The organism is uncultured Methanobrevibacter sp., from assembly GCF_905235195.1.
GTDB lineage: Archaea > Methanobacteriota > Methanobacteria > Methanobacteriales > Methanobacteriaceae > Methanarmilla.
Genome location: NZ_CAJOKH010000008.1, coordinates 18256 through 38983 on the forward strand (window position 1 = coordinate 18256; position 20728 = coordinate 38983).

A 20728-nucleotide genomic window follows, 5' to 3' on the forward strand; every position below is an offset into this window, starting at 1 on the left:
TTTACATAAGATAAGACTTATAGAGATAAAAATGAGAAAAGTTACACTTGGTAAGACTAAAATATCTGTAGAAAAAAATGGTTTTGGAGCACTGCCTATTCAAAGAATAAGTATAAAAGAAAGTACCTACCTACTACAAAAAGCTTATAATGAAGGAATAGACTTTTATGATACTGCACGATTATATACAGACAGTGAAAAGAAGATAGGTATTGGATTTGAAGGATTTAATAATAAATATCCTCGAGAAAGTATTATACTTGCAAGTAAAAGTGGAGCAAGTAAAAAAGAAGATCTGCTTAAAGATTTAGATGAGTCTTTAAACAATCTTCAAACAGATTACCTTGATATTTACCAATTACACAATCCATCATTTTTACCTAAACCTTCAGAGGATGGACTTTATGATACTCTACTTGATTTAAAAGAAGAAGGTAAAATAAGACACATTGGTATAACCACACACAAATATGAAATTGCTCTTGAAGCTATAAAAAGCCAATTATATGAAACAATACAATATCCATTCTCATACATTAGTGATGTTAAAGATTTGGAAATTGTTGAGAAGGCAAAGGATGCAAATATTGGTTTTATAGCTATGAAAGCTATGGCAGGAGGACTTCTTAGAAGTTCAAAATCAGCATATGCCTACCTTAATGAATTTGATAATGTAGTGCCAATATGGGGAGTTCAAAGAAAAGAAGAACTAAATGAATTTTTATCATATATGAAAAAAGACATTAAACTTGATGATGAGCTTAGTGAAATTATTAAAAAAGAAAGACGCGAATTAGCTGGAGATTTCTGTAGAGGATGTGGATACTGCTCACCATGTAGTGTGGGAATTGAAATATTCAAATGTGCAAGAATGTCCTTATGGATTAGACGTATGCCATCAGAACCTAGTTTAACAGATGAAGCTCAAGAAATGATGATGAAAATAGAAGACTGTACATATTGTGGTAAATGTATGGAAAGATGCCCTTATGAGTTAAATATTCCTGAACTTTTAGAGAAAAACCTTAAAGACTATAAAGATATTTTAAGTGGCAAAGTTAAACTATAATAAATATTATATACTAAACCATAAAGATTATTTTAAGTGGTAAAATTAAACTTTAATAAACTTTATAAAATAATAATCATTAATATAGATAAGTTTAGGGTTTTAAACCTTATATATTATTATAAATTAATATAATTTAATAAATAAAATTATTATAAGAAATGAAACTAAAAGAGAACTAATGTGGAGATAATTTATGAATATTAAAAAAATAGCTACACTATTTATTTTACTGATTATACTACTTGCACCTACACTTAGTGCAGTTAGCGCAACAAATGTGTTTTTAACCTCCGATACAATCTTTGGCCAGAAAGGTGAAGAAGTTAAAATGCTAAATGAAATTAAAACATATATTGAAGAAGAGGATAGTAGTATAAATGTAACAGTAGATTCTGAATCACCAGGACCTGGTGAAGGTACAAGAGCTATGGTATCAGATAGTGATGTAAGTGTCGCTTTTGCATTTGCAGATGCAGCTAATTTTTATGAATTAGCTAAATACTCCACAAAAGTAGATAAACAGGTAATTTACGTTAATGTAGGTTCTCTTGATTTATATAATCTTACTCTTCTTCGAAGAGCATGGGATGATAACTGGTCAGATAAAACTTTCTTATCACTGAAAAATCCTGGAAATTTCTTAAGTAAATCTGGAGTAACTGTCATACAACCAGTACAAGCCCTTCCAGGAAATACTGATAAAGATGGAGACATGTATTATAGTGATAGTGAAAAAAACAAGTATATTGCAAGTCAGATTGTAGAGGCCGTCCATAATTATAATTCATCAAACAAAAACTTAAGGGAAGGGGATATTATACGTACAGAGTTAGATGTAAGTGTAATTGGAGATATATCCCAAGGAATTATAATAAACCAAAAATTAGGCCAGGAAAATGCAATTTATGCTGGATATACAGGCCCTCAAGCATTATACTTATTATCTTCATATCTTTCTGGAGAAGGATTAAATAAACCTGGAGAATTTTCTAATCCAAGTTCCCCTCAAGATTATTCTGTAGGCACTCCGTCAAGTTATAGTGTATATGATTATGAAGAAATGGGAGGAATTGTTAAAAATTATATGGACAAAAATGGTCGTGCACCAGATTCTATACAATATAAGGGTGCAAGCATAGGATATAATGATTTGTTATATAATTTTGCACTTTTAACAGAAGACGATAAAGATGCAAGTAGTATGAACCTTCCAAAAACAAGTGAATTTAAATCAAGTAATGATATGACATTATTCTTCATTGCAATTGCAATAATTGCAATAATTGGTGTAATATTACTATATATTGGAATTCGCAAAAGACGAAGATAATCCATTAAAAAAAAATAATAAATTAATAATAAAATAATTAATCAAAATTAATTAAAGCTTATTATTTTATTTAATTTAATTTTAAATAATAATTTAAAACTAGTAGTTAATTTTAAATGAAATATAATAAAATATTTAATTTTGGTATTATTTATAGAAAATTGATTAGTTAAAGATTATTTAAACCGTAAAATAGCTAAAAGCTAGCAGTCATATAATAAAAAATTACAAAATTAGATACTTTCAAAATTAATAAACAAAAAAATATAAATGTTAACTTTAATATAAATCCAATTAAAAGATATTAAAATAAAAAAATAAGTAGATGGTAGGATATTATGGAAATAAGAAAATGTCCAAATTGTGGAAAAACAGATACTTCAGGATTTGGATTCTGTATATATTGTGGAAAAGAATTTACTCCCGAAAATGCGCCTGTAATCCATATAAATGAACCAGGAATAACTATTCAAAATTTTAATTCAGCTCAAAATTTTGATAATCAAAATATTAATTCTAACTTAACAGCAAATAATGAATTAAAAGGTAATGAAAAATTTACAGATAATCAAAGTGAAAATCTTAATACACCCAGATCATTTGAAATGAACCTTTTAATAATATTTGGATACATACTTACTATTTTAGGAAGTTTCCTTGGATTAATTATAATTATATATCTAATAACACGTAAAGATTATAATATTAAAAGACATGGAGTTATACAACTTGCAATATTTTCATTCTACGTTGTACTTATCGTAATACTCTTTTCAAACGGTACAATAGACATGAATACACTTGCACACGTTGGTCAAATGGAATATAATAATTTAACTAATTTACTGGGAAAATAATTACAATATTCTCTTCTTTTTTTACTTATTTTTATAAATTAACCAATATCTTAAAAATAAAAACTATTTTAATACTATTTAAACTTATAAAACATTATATATGCTGAATCATCATTATCATAATAGTGAGGAACCTTACGATCAATACAAAATCCAAAGTTTTCATAAAACCTTACACTATCATCATGATTTGCATTAACCTCAAGAGATACAAAATCAACACCTACACCTTTAAAAACTAAAATTGCTTTTTTTAAAAGAGAAGTACCTATTCCAAGATTTCTATAATTTTGATCAATAGCCAATGAAATGATATGTCCTTCATTTTCTTCCTTCATCCAAAAAATAATATAACCTACAACATAACCATCAATTTCTCCTACTAAAAAGCCAGAACCTATCTCAAATAGCTTTAATATCATTTCAACACCATAAGAAGAATCGAATGACATGGTTTCTATTTCATGAACTCTTTTTAAATCATTTTCAATAAATTGACGAATAATCATAAGTTAGCCTCAAAAAAATAAGTCTAAATCAAATATGATAAAATATTAATTTAAATTTAATTTAAAGGAGATATTAATTTTAATTTAAATGTGATTTAAATGGATATTAATATTTAATTTAAATTTAATATAAAGGAGATATTAATATTAATTTAATATGATATTAATAAATTTTAATATATATTTTTTTAAATATGAAATAAATTATATAAAAAAGTTAAATATGAAATAAATTATATGAAAAAGATAAAATAAATTAACAATAATAAAACATAGGAAAGAAGTAAAAATGTGGAATGATTTTGGAGAATATATCTTAAAACTAATAGATGGTGAAAAAATTAATGTAGCAGAACTTGCTATAGGCCATTTCTATAATCTAAGCAATATCCTTGAAAAATATGATAATATTAACCTTATTAAAACAGATATTAAACCTAGTAGAGAAGATATTATTAAAGATGATTTGAAAGATCCAGATTATGAATTATATAAAAATATTGATTTAATCTACTCTATCCGACCTCCAAATGAACTTCAACCTTATATTTTTAATCTTGCAAAAAAACTTAAATGTCAATTAATTATTAAACCTTTAACTGGTGAAAACCTAAGTCAAAAATTAAGTTTAATGAAATTAAAAAATTATAAAAAAGCTAGTTTTTATTATTATGACTTTAAATAAAATTTTTAAAAAAATAAACTTAAAATACTAAAAATTATAAAATAAAATACTAAAAATAATAAAATAATAAAATAGTAAACTAAATCAATCTAAAAATAATAAGCTAAATGAAAACCCTTAGATATTACTAATTTTTAAAAAAGTGAAACTATGAATAAGACAGATGAAATATTAAAAAAATATAATTCAAGGATAGATGGGCTTAATAGCCAAGAGGTTCAAAACCGTCAGGAGAAATACGGTTTAAATGAACTTGAAGAGACTAAAAAAACGAGTTCAATTATTAAATTTTTAAAACAATTTACAGAACCACTTATTATACTCCTTATTATTGCTGCAATTGCTGCATATTTCATTGGAGATGTTATAGATTCAATTGTAATTTTAATTGTAGTAAGCTTTAATGCAATTATAGGATATCATCAGGAACATAAAGCTGAAAAGGCTATGGAAGAATTGAAAAATATAGTAACTACAAAGGCAATAGTAAAAAGAGAAGGAAAAAAATCACAGATTGATGGAAAATACCTTACCCTTGGAGACATTGTAAATGTTGAAGAGGGAGATAAAGTTCCTGCAGATATAATACTTCTAAGTTCTGTAGAACTTAAAATTGACGAATCTTCCATTACTGGTGAATCCAAACCAGTGAATAAAAATTCCGATTATAGTGAAAATGATGATATTGAAAAAATTGATGGGGCAAACAGAGATTTTGAAGATAAAATTTTATATATGGAATCAACAGTAGTTTCTGGAAGAGGTACAGGTCTTGTATTTAATATTGGAATGAATACATCCATGGGTAAAATTGCAAAACTCATTCAGGAAGACTCTGATGAAACTCCTCTTCAACAGAAAATTGGTAAACTAGGTAAATATTTAGGTGCAATAGCAGTTATTATTTGTATACTTGTATTTATACTTCAAATGTTTAAGGGAATGGGGCTTGTTGAAAACTTTATGACTGCAGTTTCACTTGCCGTTGCAGCAATACCTGAAGGACTTCCTGCTGTTTTAACATTAACACTTGCACTTGGAATGCAAAGAATGGCTAAATCCAATGCGATTATTAGAAAACTTCTTGCTGTTGAAACCCTTGGAAGTTGTAATATTATATGTAGTGATAAAACAGGTACACTTACCTTAAACCAAATGACTGTTCGTGATAGTGAAATCTACTCCAATAAAGCTTTTGAATGTGCTTATCTTTGTAATAATGCAATTTTAAAAGATGACGATATATTGGGAAATCCTACAGATGGTGCTGCACTTGTATTTGCAGATAAAAGTGATTATCCAACTAGCACTTTAAGTGAAAAATTACCAAGACTTGGTGAAATTCCACTTACAAGTACTCGTAAGATGATGACAACCCTCCATGCTATTAATAAAAACAATGAAAATATAGAAAATAATTCTACTACAGATAGATTAGATGATGGAAAATTTATATCATATACAAAAGGCGCTCCTGAAATAGTTCTAAACCTATGTAAATACATAGATGACAATGGCACTATTAAAATTATTGATGATAAAATCAAGGAAAACATACTCTCAAGAATTGAAGAAATGAGTAACAATAGTTTAAGAGTACTTGCACTTACATATAACAATATAGATATAGATTTACCACAAGCTAATGAAAATAATACCCTAGATTTACAAAGAATAATTGAAGAAGAGACACTGGAAAATGAGCTTACCCTATGTGGAATAATAGGTATAATGGATCCTCCAAAAGAAAATGCAAAAGAAGCAGTAGCAAAATGTAAAAGTGCAGGAATAAGAGTAATAATGATAACAGGAGATCATAAAGATACTGCATCTGCAATTGCAAAAGAACTAGGCATATTAAATAAAGGTAAAGTTTTAACAGGTATCCAGTTAAATCAGCTTAGTGATGAGGAATATTTAAAAATCTGTGATGATGTAGAGGTATATGCTAGAGTATATCCTGAACAAAAGGTTAGAATTGTTGAAACATTAAAATCAAAGGACAATGTTGTATCAATGACTGGTGATGGTGTAAATGATGCACCTGCACTTAAAAAAGCATCAATTGGAGTTGCAATGGGTAATGGAACTGATGTTGCAAAAGAATCAGCAGATATGGTCTTACAAGACAATGACTTTACAACAATTGTAAAAGCAATTGAAGAAGGACGTAAAATATTTGACAATATAAGACGTTTTGTAAAATTCCAGATATCAACAAATGTAGGTGCAATACTTACAATAGTAATAGCAAGTATTTTAAATATGCCACTACCATTTAATCCAATACAAATATTATGGATTAATATTATTATGGACGGCCCACCAGCACAGTCACTTGGAGCTGAAGGCCCAGAGCGAAACATTATGAACCGTGAATCTGAAAATGGAGAAATATTAAATAAAAAAGATATTCTCCGTATACTTATTACAGGACTTATAATGGCTGCAGGTACCCTTTTAGTCTTTGGATATGAATTAAGTGCATATAATAATCTTGGATATAAGTCCTCACTAACAAAAGCAATGACAGTAGCATTTACAATATTTGTAATATATCAATTATTTAGTGCAATAAACAATAGAGCAGATACTGATGAGAAAAACAAAGCATTTACTTCTGCTATAATTGGTTCATTTATACTTCAATTATTAGTTGTATATGTAGGACCTCTCCAATTAATATTTAGAACAACTGCTATTGGACTCATTGATTGGGTTTTAATATTTGTTGTAGCATCAAGTATATTCCTTGGAGAATATATTATGAGAAAAACATTTCTTAAAAATCCTAACCATTAAACTTAATCAGTGAAAATATAAGTTAAGTTTAAACTAATGTTATAAAAAATCATTTTTAGGAAAACTAGACTTATATACTTAAAAGGCAATACGAGTGGAAATCTATGAATATATTTATTATGGGTGGTACAGCTGAATCTATAGAGATAATTAAATATATTAAAAAAAAATATTCTGATATTTATCTTATTACAAGCACCATCACAGAATATGGAGCAAATATTGCAAAAGAAGCAGGAAGTGATGAGGTAATATCAAGACCACTTCCAAAAGAGGATATTCTAAAGGTTCTAGATGATTACAATATAGGCCTTTACATAGATGCCACTCACCCATTTGCTGAGCATGTTACAAGAACTGCATGTAATATTGTAGATGAGAGAAAAATACCATTTATTCGATTTGAAAGAGAGTCCTTATACATTGAAGATATTGAAAACATAAATTTAGATAATGTATACCATGTAGACTCATTTGATGATGCTGGAAAGTTAATAGTTAATAATTCTATTGAAGGAAATGTCCTACATCTTGGAGGAATTAACACAGCAGGAAGTGTATTAAAATATATTCCTCCCCATAAATTTTACATACGTGTATTAACTGTCAAATCATCAATTGATAAATGTAGAGAACTTAAAATAAAAGAAAATCATATATTTCCAATGACTGCAAGTAAAAATAAAAATAAAAAAATCAGTAAAGACGAAAATCTAGAACTATATAAAAAAGTTAATGCAAAAATAATACTAACAAAAGAAAGTGGAGATACAGGAGGATTTAAAGAAAAAATAGAAGCAGCAAATAAATTAAACATAAAAATAATTATAGTAAACAGACCCCAAATAAAAGAATTAAAAGATAAAACTGTCATTAGTACAATTGAAGAGTTTGATAAAGAGTTAAATAAAATTATTTCATATTTACATTAAAATACATTAAAAAAATCTTATCTGAAAAAATTAAATAAAACTATTAGAATCGAAAATACACATATACAATAAAAAATTTTATAATATATAATAAACAAAAAAACCTATTATGAATACAAACAGATTTGAAACTTTTTATGATGCTATTTTGGCCATTATTATAACAGTTTTAGTACTTAAAATTCCACAACCCTTAAATCCCACATGGGGATCTTTTTTTCAAAATTCTTTACATTTTACAACATACCTAATAGTCTTTTTAACAATTATCAATATTTGGTACAGTAATCAGAAATTATTCCAATATATTGATAAAATAAATAACAAAGTTTTATTTGTATATGGAAATAAACTCTTTTTAATTACATTAATTCCATATTTTGCATCATGGCTATCAATGAATTTGTATTCATTAACTGCTGAGACAATATTCGGAATACTTATAATATTTGCAAATATTTCCCATATTATATCCGCAATTGTAGTTTTTGGAGCTAATAAATCCAATGAAAAACTAAAAGAATTAAACGTTAAAAAAATTCATTATATAGGGCCTTTAACCCTTACAGCAATAGGATTTATAATATCATATACTGTATATGTTCCAGGAATATACATAACAAGTCTATTTGCTGTAATTTTAAGTATTTTCTATAATAGAAAATATGGAAAGGAAATTGAAAATACAGAAAGATTTGAAGCACTGATTGATGCAATTATTGCAATCATCATAACAATAATTGTTTTAGAAATCCCAACTGCATTAAATGGTAATCTGGAATCATTAATTGAGATAAAATTTGATTTTATAGCATATATAATTAGTTTTATAGTTTGTTTTAATTCATGGAAAATTACTTATAACATATTTTCAATAATAAATAAGATTAATTTTAAAGCTATCTGGAGTATATCCCTAGGATTATTCTTTTTATCATTTATCCCCTATTTATCAACCTTTGTTGCTATGCATTTTAATGAATTTGTTCCACAATGTATCTACGGTATAAACTTTATTATAATCAACATATGTTATCTTATATCCACATATGAAATAAAAAAAATAGATGAAGACAATTTATTACTGCAAATAGCATTTGAAAACTATAATAAATTTATTATAACTATTATATCCACATGCGTTTTCATAGCTATCGGATACTTCTACTATCCCCCAATAATAATCATATCATGTATATTTTCAATAATAGCATCATGGATTTTCGTGATAGCGAAAATAAACATAATTAATTGTAATTATGATTAATTTTTAATTTAAGATGTAAAAAAAGATTAAGAAAATAAACATATAAACACAAATTAAGAATTACTAAATATCTGAATAGATAATCCTCATATTAATCAGAATTTAAAAAAATTTCCAAATCAACTAAAGCTTACTAAATAATAATCTTATAATCATGATTACAATTGTCTCTTTTTCTTGAATCCATATCAATTAAATCAAAAACAAGGCGATTACGTGCTAAAACCTTCCATATATTATAAGTTTCAAGTATGAAATCCTCATTTAGTTTAATTTTATCATGTACAATAGGACAAGTATATGGAAATTCCTCCTCATCAACAATTAGATGAAACTGACCATCCTTAGAAATATGAGGAATAAGTGGAAAAGTTCTACACTGAATAGGACGAATACTACGATCACATTTAGGAGGATTAGTACATTTAACCAAATAAATTTGACCCCTCCATGAATGAGGATATCTAATCTCTGAAGAATCAAGATAATATAACTGAAAACTGTCACTATCCTCATACATTAACTCTTCACCTGGAAGAAGATATAATGCAAGTTCTTCAGCACCTTCATCCAAATCATAAACACAACAAACTTCACCACAAAGTTTGCCACAATCATAATCAACTGGTGAAACCTTATCTAAACGATCATATATTTTTTGAATATAATTCTTCATCTCTTCTTTTGAAAATCCCATAAATGTATTTATGTTTTTTAAAGTATTTTATTATTTAGTTAATAGTTTTAGGAAAGTTTCATATGTTTACTTATAAATGCATATTAAGAAAAAAGAGACCATAAAAATTTTAAAAACAATACTAAAATAAAAATAAAAATTTTAAATGAATAATAAAAATAAATATAAGAATTTAAATGTATAATAGAAATTAGACTATGAGAATTTTAAAAAAATAATAAAAATTAGAAGTAAAACTTTTAAAGGAATAAAAAAATTAGACTATGAGATTTTAAATGAATAATAAAAATAGAATATAAGAATATTTGAAAAAAATTAGAAAAAATAAAATGAATAACGCCGAGACTGGGATTTGAACCCAGGAGGAGGTTACTCCACAGGATTTCAAGTCCTGCGCCTTACCAGACTAGACTATCTCGGCAAAATAACTAGCAATAAATACAATATATTATAAACTGTATTTTCATAATTATTTAATAAACACATCAAGTGTAAATTAAATTGTATTTAATAATCATTAATTAAAAACACCATAAATGTAATTAAAATATTTAATAAATATCACTAACAAGATATTTAAAAAATAGATTAATATTGTAAATTATTAATATATTTAATTAGCTTTTAAGTTCAATTTCAATACTTACTTGATCAGGTACTTTGACTTTCATAACTTGTCTCATAGCCCTTTCATCAGCACCAATACTAACTAAACGTTTGTGAATACGAAGTTCCCATTTTTCCCAGGATGATTTTCCTTCTCCATCTGGAGATTTTCTTGTAGGAACAACTAATTTTTTAGTTGGAAGGGGAATAGGACCAGAAATGTCTACACCAGTTCTTTCTGCAATTTTTTTAATTTGTTCACAAACATCTGAAAGGTCATTAGGATCAGTACCAGTAAGTTTAATCCTAGCTTGTTGATTCATTAATTTTCCTCCAAAATAAACAAAAAAAATACTGTAAATAGATTATAAAATTTTTTAAAAAATAATTTCTAAAATTTAAAATGAATAAATTATAAAAAATTATGTTTTAAAAAAAATGAATTAAGTTTTTTTTAAAGTATTTAACTTTAAAAACTTAATTTTAGATTAAATCTATCTATTTAGCTGGTTCAATACCGGTACATAATCCAGCTGCAACAGTTTGACCCATATCACGGATAGCAAATCTTCCCATTTGAGGAATAACTTTAGCATCTTCAATAACCATAGGTTTAGTAGGTCTAACTTTTACGATAGCTGCGTTACCAGTTTTTAAGAAGTCAGGGTTTTCTTCGTCAACTTGACCAGTAGATGGGTTTAATTTTTTATTTAATTCCAAGAAAGTACATGCAATTTGTGCAGTGTGACAGTGGAATACAGGAGTGTATCCAACAGTAATAACACCAGGGTGTTGTAAAACAACAATTTGTGCATCAAAGGTTTTTGCTACAGTAGGAGCATCATCAGTGTGTCCAGCTACATCTCCTCTTCTAATATCGTTTTTACCTACACCTCTTACATTGAATCCGATGTTATCACCAGGTTCAGCAGATTCCATAAACTCGTGGTGTTCTTCGATAGATTTAACTTCTCCAGAAGCTCCAGCAGGTTCGAAGATAACATTTTCACCTTGTTTCATTACACCAGTTTCTACTCTTCCAACAGGAACAGTACCTACACCAGTAATAGAGTATACATCTTGAATAGGAACTCTTAAAGGTTTGTCAATTGGTTTTGGTGGTACAACTAAGTTGTCTAAAGCTTCAATTAAGGTTTCACCATTATACCAGGAAGTGTTATCGGATTTCTCTTTAATATTATCTCCTTCAAATGCAGATAATGGGATGAAAGGTACTTCATCAGGTTTGTATCCGATAGATTTTAATAAATCAGTAGCATCTTTTTTAATTTCATTAAATTTGTCTTCAGAGTAATCGACAACATCAATTTTGTTAATAGCAACAATGATTTGGTTTATACCTAAAGTTCTGGATAAAAAGATATGTTCTTTAGTTTGTGGCATAACACCATCGTCTGCAGCTACTACAAGTACAGCTGCATCAGCTTGGGATGCACCAGTAATCATGTTTTTAACGAAATCTCTGTGTCCTGGGCAGTCTACAACAGTATAATCATATTTATTAGTGGAGAATTTTTGGTGAGCTAAATCGATAGTTACTCCTCTTTCCCTTTCTTCTCCTAATTTATCCATAACAAATCTGAATTTGTTTTCTCCATCATCTAATTGTTGTTCAGCGATTGCACCAGCTTTTAATAATAAATGTCCTACTAAAGTGGATTTTCCGTGATCAACGTGTCCAATAAATGCTAAATTTAAATGTTCTTTCTCTTTTGCCATTTTTTAACCTCCGTTAAATATTATAATCATTATTTTTAGCTTATTAATATAGCATAATTTAAAATTGTACTTTCATATATAAAAACATAATGATTTTTTTACATACTTTTTAATTTTATTTTTAATATTAAAAAAATAATTTTAATTTTTTTAATTTTTTAATTTTAAATTTTGAAATAAATAAATAAAAAAATAAATTTAATTATTTATTTATTCTAAGTAATGAGATGCACCATAAGGTTCTTCAGATAATCCTTTTCTTTGTCTGATTTGTTTTATGATATTTTTCTGTAATTCACCAGGTAATCTTTCAAATCCACAGTTTTCAGTAGACCATAAACATCTACCTTCTGCTGCAGAACGGATATCTCCAGCAAATCCAAACATTTCAGCAACAGGTACTTTAGATTCAATAGTAACCATATCGTTATTTTGTTGCATATCTACAATGTTACCTCTTCTGTTTTGGATTTCTCTGGTACATGCACCCATATAATCTTGTGGTACATTAATAAATACTTTTTGCATAGGTTCAAGTAATGTTGGTTTAGCTAACATTATAGAACCAAAGATTGCTTTTCTAACTGCAGGTAAAACTTGTGCTGGTCCTCTGTGAACAGCATCTTCGTGAAGTTTTGCATCCATTAATTTGAATTTTAATCCCATACAAATCTCGTTTGCAATGGGACCTTGATCCATTGCAGATTCAAATCCTTCCATTAATAATTCTTTTACCTCATCTAAGTATTGTATACCACGAGTCATATTAATGAACATACTTTTACTGTATACACCCCAAACTCTTCTAGCTTCTTCTTTATCCATTCCATATTCCATGAAAGTATTTGCTTCTTCTTTAGATTTAACACGGCCTTCTTTAATGTCACCAGCTTGATAAGCAGCAAATAATTCTTCTTCCATAGGTTCAATTTCAATATAGAATCTGTTATGTTTGTTAGGGGATTTACCTTCAACAGGTCCAGCAGTACCAGCAACAGTTTCCCTGTATACAACAATAGGTTCTGAAGTAGTAATTTCTACACCTTTATCATTAATCCTAAATGTAATAACTTCAAGGTGAAGCTCTCCCATACCAGATACTAAGTGTTCACCAGTTTCTTCGTTAATATTAACTTTAATAGTTGGATCTTCTTTTGCAACTTGTCTTAATACTTCAATTAATTTAGGTAAATCTTTAGTATTTTTAGCTTCTACTGCAACAGTAACTACTGGTTCTGAAATATGTTCTAAACCTTCAAATTCTTTGATTTGATCATCAGGAGAACATAAGGTTTCACCAGCAATAGCTCCTTTTGCACCAGCAACATAAACAATATTACCTGCTGGGACTTTATCAGTATTAACTCTTTCAGGTCCAAAGTATACACCTACTTGTTGTACCCTACTTTTAGCATGAGCACCAACTAAATATACTTCAGTACCTTTTTCAATAGCTCCTCCATAAACCCTACCAGTTGCAATTTCACCTGCATGTTTATCTACAGATACATTTGTAACCATTACTGCAAGTGGTCCATCAGGAGAAGTATTAATCATACATTCACCAGCTGGAGAATCTGCATCTCCATCCCATATATTAGGTACTCTGTAAACTTGTGCTTCTTTAGGAGAAGGTAAGTGTTCAACTACCATACCGAGTAATACATCAGATAAAGGTACTTTTTGAGCTAATTCTTTCTGATTATCATTATTACAATAATCAATAATATCATTAAAGTTTACTCCAGTTTCTTGCATAGTAGGTACATTAATAGCCCAGTTATGATAAGCAGAACCAAATGCTACACTACCATCAGTAAAATCAAGAGACCATTCTTCTTTTTTCTCTTCAGGAGCCATGTTTTTAATCAATTTATTAGCTTCCATAAAGATTTTTAAAAATCTATCTTGTAATTCCTTACCATCTAATTTTAACTCATTGATTAAACGGTCAACTTTGTTAATAAATAAAACTGGTTTAACGTTTTCTTTTAAAGCTTGTCTAAATACAGTTTCAGTTTGTGGCATAATACCTTCTACTGCACAAACAACAACAACTGCACCATCTACAGCTCTCATTGCACGAGTAACGTCTCCACCAAAGTCAACGTGACCTGGAGTATCTATTAAATTGATTAAGTATTCATCCTCTTTATAATCGTGAACCATAGATACATTTGCTGCATCAATAGTAATACCACGAGCTTGTTCTTGTTCATCAAAATCTAAGAATCTTTGATCACCTGCTAAATCCTCAGAAATCATGCCTGCACCTGCAAGAAGGTTATCAGATAAAGTGGTTTTACCATGGTCAATGTGAGCACAAATACCAATATTTCTGATTTGATCAGGTTTAAACATTAATTCCTTAATTTTTGCAATCATTTTGTCTCGTCTACTCAAAGAAATCACCTTATGAATATAAAATCTAGTGAGCAGCTTTAGCTACTCTTTCTTTCTCTTCTTTTTTCTGTAATGCAAAGCTTCTTGAATCTTCATTAGAAGCAAGGAGTAATTCATCTGCTAAACATGCACCTGCAGATTTTCTATTTTTAAATGCTGATCTAAAGGTTCCTCTTGTAATGAAACCTAAAGATAAATCTACTCTTCTTTGTGGAGATATATCTACAGCAACTTGATAACCAATTCCCCCATATTTAATACGAGTAGTTTCTTCACGAGGTGCAGTGTTTTCAATTGCAGTTACTAAAATTTGAACAGGATTTTTATTAGTTTTTTCATTAATAATCTCTAAAGCTTCTTTAACAATAGCATATGATTTATTCTTTTTACCTGCATTTTTTTTAGATTTCATGATTTTGTTCATTAATCTCTCTACAATAGAAACTTTTGATTTTGCAAATTGTCTTTTTACATGTCTGCCTGAAGTGTGAGGCACATCATTACCATCAAGACAAATATATTTTACAAGTCCGAGATCACTTACTTCTACTTCAGATAAATCCCATTTATCAAATAATAAATCAGACATAATATTCACCTTACTGGTTTTTCTATTTTACCTGAAACCATTTCAGATAATGCAACATTGTTTACTTTAGAAACTTTCCAACGAACCCCTGGAATATCTCCCATAGACCTTCCAGACGGTCCTCCAATTCCTTCAATCATCACTTCATCGTGTTCATCAATAAATCCAATTGCTCCATCACCTGGTGCAAATGCAGTTAATTGTTTACCGTTTTTAATTAATTGAACACGTACACATTTACGAATAGCGGAGTTAGGCTGTTTTGCTTCAATACCAACTTTTTCAATGACAATTCCCCTAGCTTGAGGAGCTCCTTCAAGAGGATCAGCCTTAACATCTAAACGTAATGCTTTCCTTTTATAATCTACATCTTTCCACTTAAAATTTTGTCTATTCTTTTTAAGCTTTCCTGCTGCAAAAAGTCCTGGCATTATATTTACCTCTTTTAATTTTTATTTCTTGATACAACTAGGATTTAACCTAGAATTTATTTGAATAATTGACTTGAAAACTAGATATTAACCATTAGGACTTTTAGTTTTCAAAGTATGTAAATATTAACAAACTAAATAATTAAAAATCCACCGCTGCGATTTGCATTATATTGATGAGACATAATGCAATCTAAATTTTTAAATTATATAGAATTATAATAAAAGATAAAAGAATTAAATTAAACTAGTCCGGATAAATTAATAATAATTGTAATTGAATATTTTAAGAATTATAACTAGTAATTTTTAATTTATTGCACACATTACTAGATATAATACAAAGATTATGATAAAAATTACAATTTTTAATTTAATTGCTATTTATCTATAGATAGTGCTAACTAATAGTAATAAATTCTCTATAGCCAAAAAACATGATATAGCCATAGTTTCTATGCATAATACAATTAAAAACTCCTAGAACTTGATTAAACAAATTCCTAAGAAAAACAACATAGAGATATTCCAAGCAATATCTATTAGTATAAATTATATACATTACCCTTTATAAAGCTAATGTTTTTTATATCTAAAAACTAAAATTATTGAAATTTTAAAAAATATTTTTTAAAAAAAAATACATAAATCAAGTTAAAAATAATCAGTTAATATATCCCAATAATATATAATATAACTAATTAGTAAAATAATTAATAAAATTATATAATAATAAACATATTATGTAAAAAGATTTTGAATAATTAATTTAATCTAAAAGTATTTAAAAAAGGAGATAAACAATGACAGATGAAACTAATGGAAATCGTATGAGTAACTGAATATTATCTCAAAATTGCTTTTTCTGTATCAAAAAGAAGCACATGTTTAAAAAGATGATATGGTGCTGTAATAGTCAATAATGACGAGATAATAAGTACAGGTTATAATGGAAATCCACGAGGAAATGAAAACTGTTGTGATAGAGGAAACTGTCAAAGAATGAACCTTCCATCTAAGTCAGGTAACTACAATGATTGCTATTCAGTTCATGCAGAACAAAATGCTATGCTTAGTGCAAGTAGAAATGAAATGATTGGCTCAACCATTTATATAGCTGGAGAAAAATATGATGATGGTAAAGGGGTAGAAATAGACGATACAGAACCATGCCCCATTTGTTTTAGAATGATTAAAAACTCTGGAATTGATAAGATAGTTAGTAAAAAAGGGACATTAAAATTAGATGAACTTTAAAATGAATTTAATATTATAAATACTTTTAAAAAAATGAGCTTAAAAGGAATATAATAGTATAAATAGTTTTAAAGAAAAAATAAAATAAACTGTTTATATATTAAAGGTGTTATTATGGGATTATTTGACAAATTTAAAAAATCTAAAACTAATGAAAATAGGGAAAATGAAAATGAGAAAATAAAGCTCAATGAGATTAATGATGATAAAGATCTTTTTGAAATTGTAAATAACAATTCCTCATCTAAAATTCGTCTAGAAGCCGCAGGAAAAATAAAAGATGAAGAAACACTTGAAAAAATTGTTTGTGGAAATTATGAATGGATCTTAAGAAAAAAAGCACTTGAAAATATATTTGACAGTAGTATAATAAGTAGTATCTTAAACAATACAAATGAAGACTATCTTAAAAAGCAAATAATTACCACAAAAGAAATAGATAATAAGACTCTTGAAGAAATAGGATTAAATGACAGAGATAGTAGTGTTCGTATAGCTGCAATTGAAAAAATAAACAATAATGACATATTATATGAAATTATAAAAAAAGAGTATAAAATAAAAGACATTGATACTAGTGAAATATCTCTTAAATCCATAGAAAAAATTACAGATACAAATATTTTAAAGGCAATTGCAAAAAATGAAAGCTGTAAACACCTATCAACACGTGCCCTATTAAAAATCACAGACAATGACTTTTTAAAGGATATTGCTAAAACTCATTCAAATGAATCTGTACGTATTGCTGCAATTAATAAGATAAGTGATGAGAAAACCTTAAAGGATATTGGAAAAAAGGATCCCAATAGTAGAGTTAGAAAAGCAGCACTAGATAAAATCCATGATAAAGACTTTTTAGTTAAAAATATTCCGTAAATTTAGTTAGATTAAATGATCATAATACATACTATTATAAAAAAACTGAAAACTTTAGTATGATTGAAAAACTTGAATAAAATATCACAAGTTAAAAATAGAAAAAATATAAGAACAATTTATGTATAAATCATCCTTATTTTAGAAAAAAAATAGAATACTAAAAAATAATAAAAATAGTTTGAATTAACTATTTTAAAATTATATTACTAATATTATGTTGTCTGTTTGCAATAAGTTTAGCCCTTTCAATGTTAGCTCCACCTTTACCAATAGCAATACGTTTATTAGTATTATCTGCAGTAACTGTAGCAACACTTTCTCCAGAATCTTTTTTAAGAACTTTAATAGATTGGAGTTCTGCAGGAGCAAGAAGATTTTTAATAAAGACAGTTGGATCTTCACTGTGTTCTACAATTTCAACACCTTTATCAACTGCTTTTTTAACTTTATTGACAGTACTTCCTCCTTTACCAATAGCTAAACCCATATCCCCATTCTTGACAACAAATGTAACCTTAGCATGGTCATCATCTATAATACAGTCACGAACCATAGCTCCAGTCATACTTTCAAATAATGCAATATATCTAATTTCATTAGAATTAAATTTAATAGACACTAAAATCTACCCCATTACTTCTAGTATAGTAGAATCTCCTGGATCGTTAATAACTAATGTAGCTACAGTAAATGGTTTACCACAAACAGAACCAAGAGTTACACTGGTACCATCATACACATAGTAAGGAACATTAGAAAGGTTAGAATAGTATTCTACATCTTCAAGAATATCTTTAGGACTGTTTTTTGCAACAATAACAAGTTGACCTTTTCCTAATTTTAAAGATTGAATTGATTTTTCAGAGCCAAGAAGTACATCACCTGTATCTACTGCCACTCTGATTGCTCTATCTACGTCCATCATCTGCCTCCTTTAATATTTTATATTTTTCGACTTTGGTTTATTTATTAACCAAATGTAACAGAGCTTAATTAGAGTCTGTAAAACTATTAATCTTAAAACTTAAATTTAAGATTTAATAGTTGTAAATTGAATAAAAATTCAAAAGCTAATATTTATTTATTCTTCAAATATAATCTATAAGCTTATGATTTTTATATTTTAAGATTTTGCAAAACCATTAATTAAATAATCAGTTTTACATATGAAAATAATAAAAAAATAATACAATCTAAGATTATATTACATACTTAATAAATGTAATGAAAATCTAATATGTATTTTAGATTAGGAATTTAAAAAATTTAAAAAAAAAATTTAATAAATTGAATAAATTGTATTAAACTATTAAAAAATAAATAATAGTTAATAATAATCAAGAATCCATTGATTAGTATTAAACTACTCAAGGACCAAGAATCATTAACTTAATACATACTTTTTGCTCTTTCTTTTTCAATAGCTTTTAAGGTCTTTTTAGCCTTTGTTCTATTAGATTTTGTAGTAGCTTCATCCTGTGATTTATCCATAATAATATCAACAGAACCTGTACCTAATGGTATAGGCTGACCTACAATAATGTTTTCAATAACACCTGTAAGTTTATCTGTTTCACCACGAATACTTGCAGTTAAAAGGTGTTTACCAGTTTCCTCAAATGCTGCACGAGCAAGAACAGAAGACTTTTCACCACCGATACCATGACGACCAATAGATTTTACAATACCCTCAGAGGTCATCATATCAGCTACAAGCATAATATGCCTAATATCAACTGAAAGACCTTGTTCTGATAATGTTCTTAAAGCTTCATGAATAATAGCATTACGTGCTGCTTCAATACCTAATACCATATAGATTTCATTAATATTGTTAGTTGTTGTTCTAACATTATCTATTCCATCAATTTTAAGGATTTCTTTTAAGTTTGAACCTTCAGTATGTATAATCCATTCATCTTCTTTTCTAATAATAACTTTACCAATATTTTTTAAACCACTAATTTGTGTATCTCTTACTTTATCTGCAAGTAAACGTAATTCACGAATTGATTTGTTAGATGGTTCAAAGGTAAATTTATTATCATCGATTTTAACTTTTTTATGTGCATTTTCGATTTTATCAATTACTTCATCATAGTCTAAACGTTTTTCAGCTAATTTATCTTTATTAATAACTGCATCAACTTTCATTTCAGCATAATTCATGTTAAAATCATCAAGAACATCATTGATTGTAGATTTACCAATTTGGTTTGCTAATTTACGTACAAATTCTTCATTTTGATTAGGTGCAATACCTGTATCCTCATCCACCTCACTAGATAAGTATATGTCCATTGTAGGTGTTGAAATTGATTTTCTTGCATCTACAATTTCAATAAGACGTGGTAAACCTAATGTTACGTTTAACTCCGCTACCCCTGCGTAGTGAAAAGTACGCATAGTCATCTGAGTACCAGGTTCTCCAACAGATTGTGCTGCAACTGTACCTACAGCTTCACCTGCTTGAACAAATGATCTATGATAAGCTTCCTCCACTTTATCAATTAAGGTATCAAGTTCATCATCACTTAATTCACGTCTAATATATGCACTTGCAATTTCTTCAACATAACTTGGAGGAAATGAAATACCTTTACTGTTAAGTACATTTTCAACTTTTACAATTACTTCTTCATTTGTTAAATTTTCTGGCATATTATCCC

19 protein-coding genes and 1 tRNA gene are annotated in these 20728 nt (G+C 27.8%); 9 read left to right on the forward strand and 11 right to left on the reverse strand.

From position 1 onward, the window contains the following. Nucleotides 1–31 precede the first annotated feature (31 nt). The 3 genes from QZ146_RS01245 to QZ146_RS01255 all read left to right on the forward strand — a co-directional run bounded on the left by QZ146_RS01245 (nucleotide 32) and on the right by QZ146_RS01255 (nucleotide 3259). Nucleotides 32–1069 (forward strand): aldo/keto reductase, encoded by a 1038-nt coding sequence (locus tag QZ146_RS01245; RefSeq protein ID WP_295721685.1) that lies wholly within the window; start codon nucleotides 32–34, stop codon nucleotides 1067–1069. 196 nt (nucleotides 1070–1265) lie between these two features. Continuing rightward, on the forward strand, nucleotides 1266–2402 hold the full coding sequence (locus QZ146_RS01250) for an adhesin (RefSeq protein ID WP_295721687.1): 1137 nt from the start codon (nucleotides 1266–1268) through the stop codon (nucleotides 2400–2402). A 338-nt stretch (nucleotides 2403–2740) separates the two neighbouring features. Beyond that, complete coding sequence (locus QZ146_RS01255) at nucleotides 2741–3259, forward strand: hypothetical protein (RefSeq protein ID WP_295721689.1); 519 nt, start codon at nucleotides 2741–2743, stop codon at nucleotides 3257–3259. Nucleotides 3260–3333: 74 nt separating this feature from the next. On the opposite strand, the gene QZ146_RS01260 is transcribed toward QZ146_RS01255, so the two are convergent. Continuing rightward, a complete protein-coding gene (locus tag QZ146_RS01260) occupies nucleotides 3334–3768 on the reverse strand; it encodes a GNAT family N-acetyltransferase (protein WP_295721691.1) in 435 nt (144 codons plus the stop codon). A gap of 289 nt (nucleotides 3769–4057) precedes the next feature. Between QZ146_RS01260 and QZ146_RS01265 the strand changes: the two genes are divergently transcribed. From QZ146_RS01265 to QZ146_RS01280, 4 genes are all read left to right on the forward strand, one after another. Continuing rightward, nucleotides 4058–4453 (forward strand): UPF0146 family protein, encoded by a 396-nt coding sequence (locus QZ146_RS01265; RefSeq protein ID WP_295721693.1) that lies wholly within the window; start codon nucleotides 4058–4060, stop codon nucleotides 4451–4453. Nucleotides 4454–4603: 150 nt separating this feature from the next. Beyond that, nucleotides 4604–7255 carry a cation-translocating P-type ATPase gene (locus QZ146_RS01270; protein ID WP_295721695.1) on the forward strand — a complete coding sequence of 884 codons (2652 nt, stop codon included), beginning with the start codon at nucleotides 4604–4606 and terminating at the stop codon, nucleotides 7253–7255. A 104-nt stretch (nucleotides 7256–7359) separates the two neighbouring features. Further along, the gene (gene cobK, locus QZ146_RS01275) at nucleotides 7360–8187 is read left to right on the forward strand and encodes a precorrin-6A reductase (protein ID WP_295721697.1); all 828 of its coding nucleotides are present in this window, start codon (nucleotides 7360–7362) and stop codon (nucleotides 8185–8187) included. A gap of 109 nt (nucleotides 8188–8296) precedes the next feature. Beyond that, entirely contained in the window at nucleotides 8297–9454 is a 1158-nt protein-coding gene (locus QZ146_RS01280; RefSeq protein WP_295721699.1) for a TMEM175 family protein, read from the forward strand. A 133-nt stretch (nucleotides 9455–9587) separates the two neighbouring features. On the opposite strand, the gene QZ146_RS01285 is transcribed toward QZ146_RS01280, so the two are convergent. The 7 genes from QZ146_RS01285 to QZ146_RS01315 form a co-directional block, all read right to left on the reverse strand. Next, nucleotides 9588–10151: a hypothetical protein gene (locus QZ146_RS01285; protein WP_295721701.1), complete on the reverse strand. Its 564-nt coding sequence runs from the start codon at nucleotides 10149–10151 to the stop codon at nucleotides 9588–9590. 337 nt (nucleotides 10152–10488) lie between these two features. Next, a tRNA-Ser gene (locus tag QZ146_RS01290) sits at nucleotides 10489–10572 on the reverse strand. Nucleotides 10573–10768: 196 nt separating this feature from the next. Next, nucleotides 10769–11080, reverse strand: a complete 312-nt coding sequence (gene rpsJ / locus QZ146_RS01295) for a 30S ribosomal protein S10 (RefSeq protein WP_295721703.1) — start codon at nucleotides 11078–11080, stop codon at nucleotides 10769–10771. Between the two features lie 175 nt (nucleotides 11081–11255). Continuing rightward, entirely contained in the window at nucleotides 11256–12497 is a 1242-nt protein-coding gene (gene tuf, locus QZ146_RS01300) for a translation elongation factor EF-1 subunit alpha (RefSeq protein ID WP_295721705.1), read from the reverse strand. Nucleotides 12498–12707: 210 nt separating this feature from the next. Beyond that, complete coding sequence (locus QZ146_RS01305) at nucleotides 12708–14900, reverse strand: elongation factor EF-2 (protein WP_295721707.1); 2193 nt, start codon at nucleotides 14898–14900, stop codon at nucleotides 12708–12710. 25 nt (nucleotides 14901–14925) lie between these two features. Then, nucleotides 14926–15489, reverse strand: a complete 564-nt coding sequence (locus QZ146_RS01310; RefSeq protein ID WP_295721709.1) for a 30S ribosomal protein S7 — start codon at nucleotides 15487–15489, stop codon at nucleotides 14926–14928. Between the two features lie 5 nt (nucleotides 15490–15494). Beyond that, the gene (locus QZ146_RS01315) at nucleotides 15495–15920 is read right to left on the reverse strand and encodes a 30S ribosomal protein S12 (protein ID WP_016357966.1); all 426 of its coding nucleotides are present in this window, start codon (nucleotides 15918–15920) and stop codon (nucleotides 15495–15497) included. Nucleotides 15921–16853: 933 nt separating this feature from the next. On the opposite strand from QZ146_RS01315, the gene QZ146_RS01320 reads away from it, so the two are divergent. Together QZ146_RS01320 and QZ146_RS01325 are read left to right on the forward strand one after the other, a co-directional pair. Further along, nucleotides 16854–17177 (forward strand): hypothetical protein, encoded by a 324-nt coding sequence (locus QZ146_RS01320; protein ID WP_295721732.1) that lies wholly within the window; start codon nucleotides 16854–16856, stop codon nucleotides 17175–17177. 114 nt (nucleotides 17178–17291) lie between these two features. Next, nucleotides 17292–18056, forward strand: a complete 765-nt coding sequence (locus QZ146_RS01325) for a HEAT repeat domain-containing protein (protein ID WP_295721713.1) — start codon at nucleotides 17292–17294, stop codon at nucleotides 18054–18056. 190 nt (nucleotides 18057–18246) lie between these two features. Here QZ146_RS01325 and QZ146_RS01330 read toward each other — a convergent pair whose 3' ends face one another. The 3 genes from QZ146_RS01330 to rpoA2 form a co-directional block, all read right to left on the reverse strand. Further along, nucleotides 18247–18678, reverse strand: coding sequence for a NusA-like transcription termination signal-binding factor (locus tag QZ146_RS01330; protein ID WP_295721714.1), 432 nt, complete (start codon nucleotides 18676–18678; stop codon nucleotides 18247–18249). 6 nt (nucleotides 18679–18684) lie between these two features. Further along, a complete protein-coding gene (locus QZ146_RS01335; protein ID WP_295721715.1) occupies nucleotides 18685–18984 on the reverse strand; it encodes a 50S ribosomal protein L30e in 300 nt (99 codons plus the stop codon). A 464-nt stretch (nucleotides 18985–19448) separates the two neighbouring features. Then, entirely contained in the window at nucleotides 19449–20720 is a 1272-nt protein-coding gene (gene rpoA2 / locus QZ146_RS01340) for a DNA-directed RNA polymerase subunit A'' (protein ID WP_295721717.1), read from the reverse strand. Nucleotides 20721–20728 lie beyond the last annotated feature (8 nt).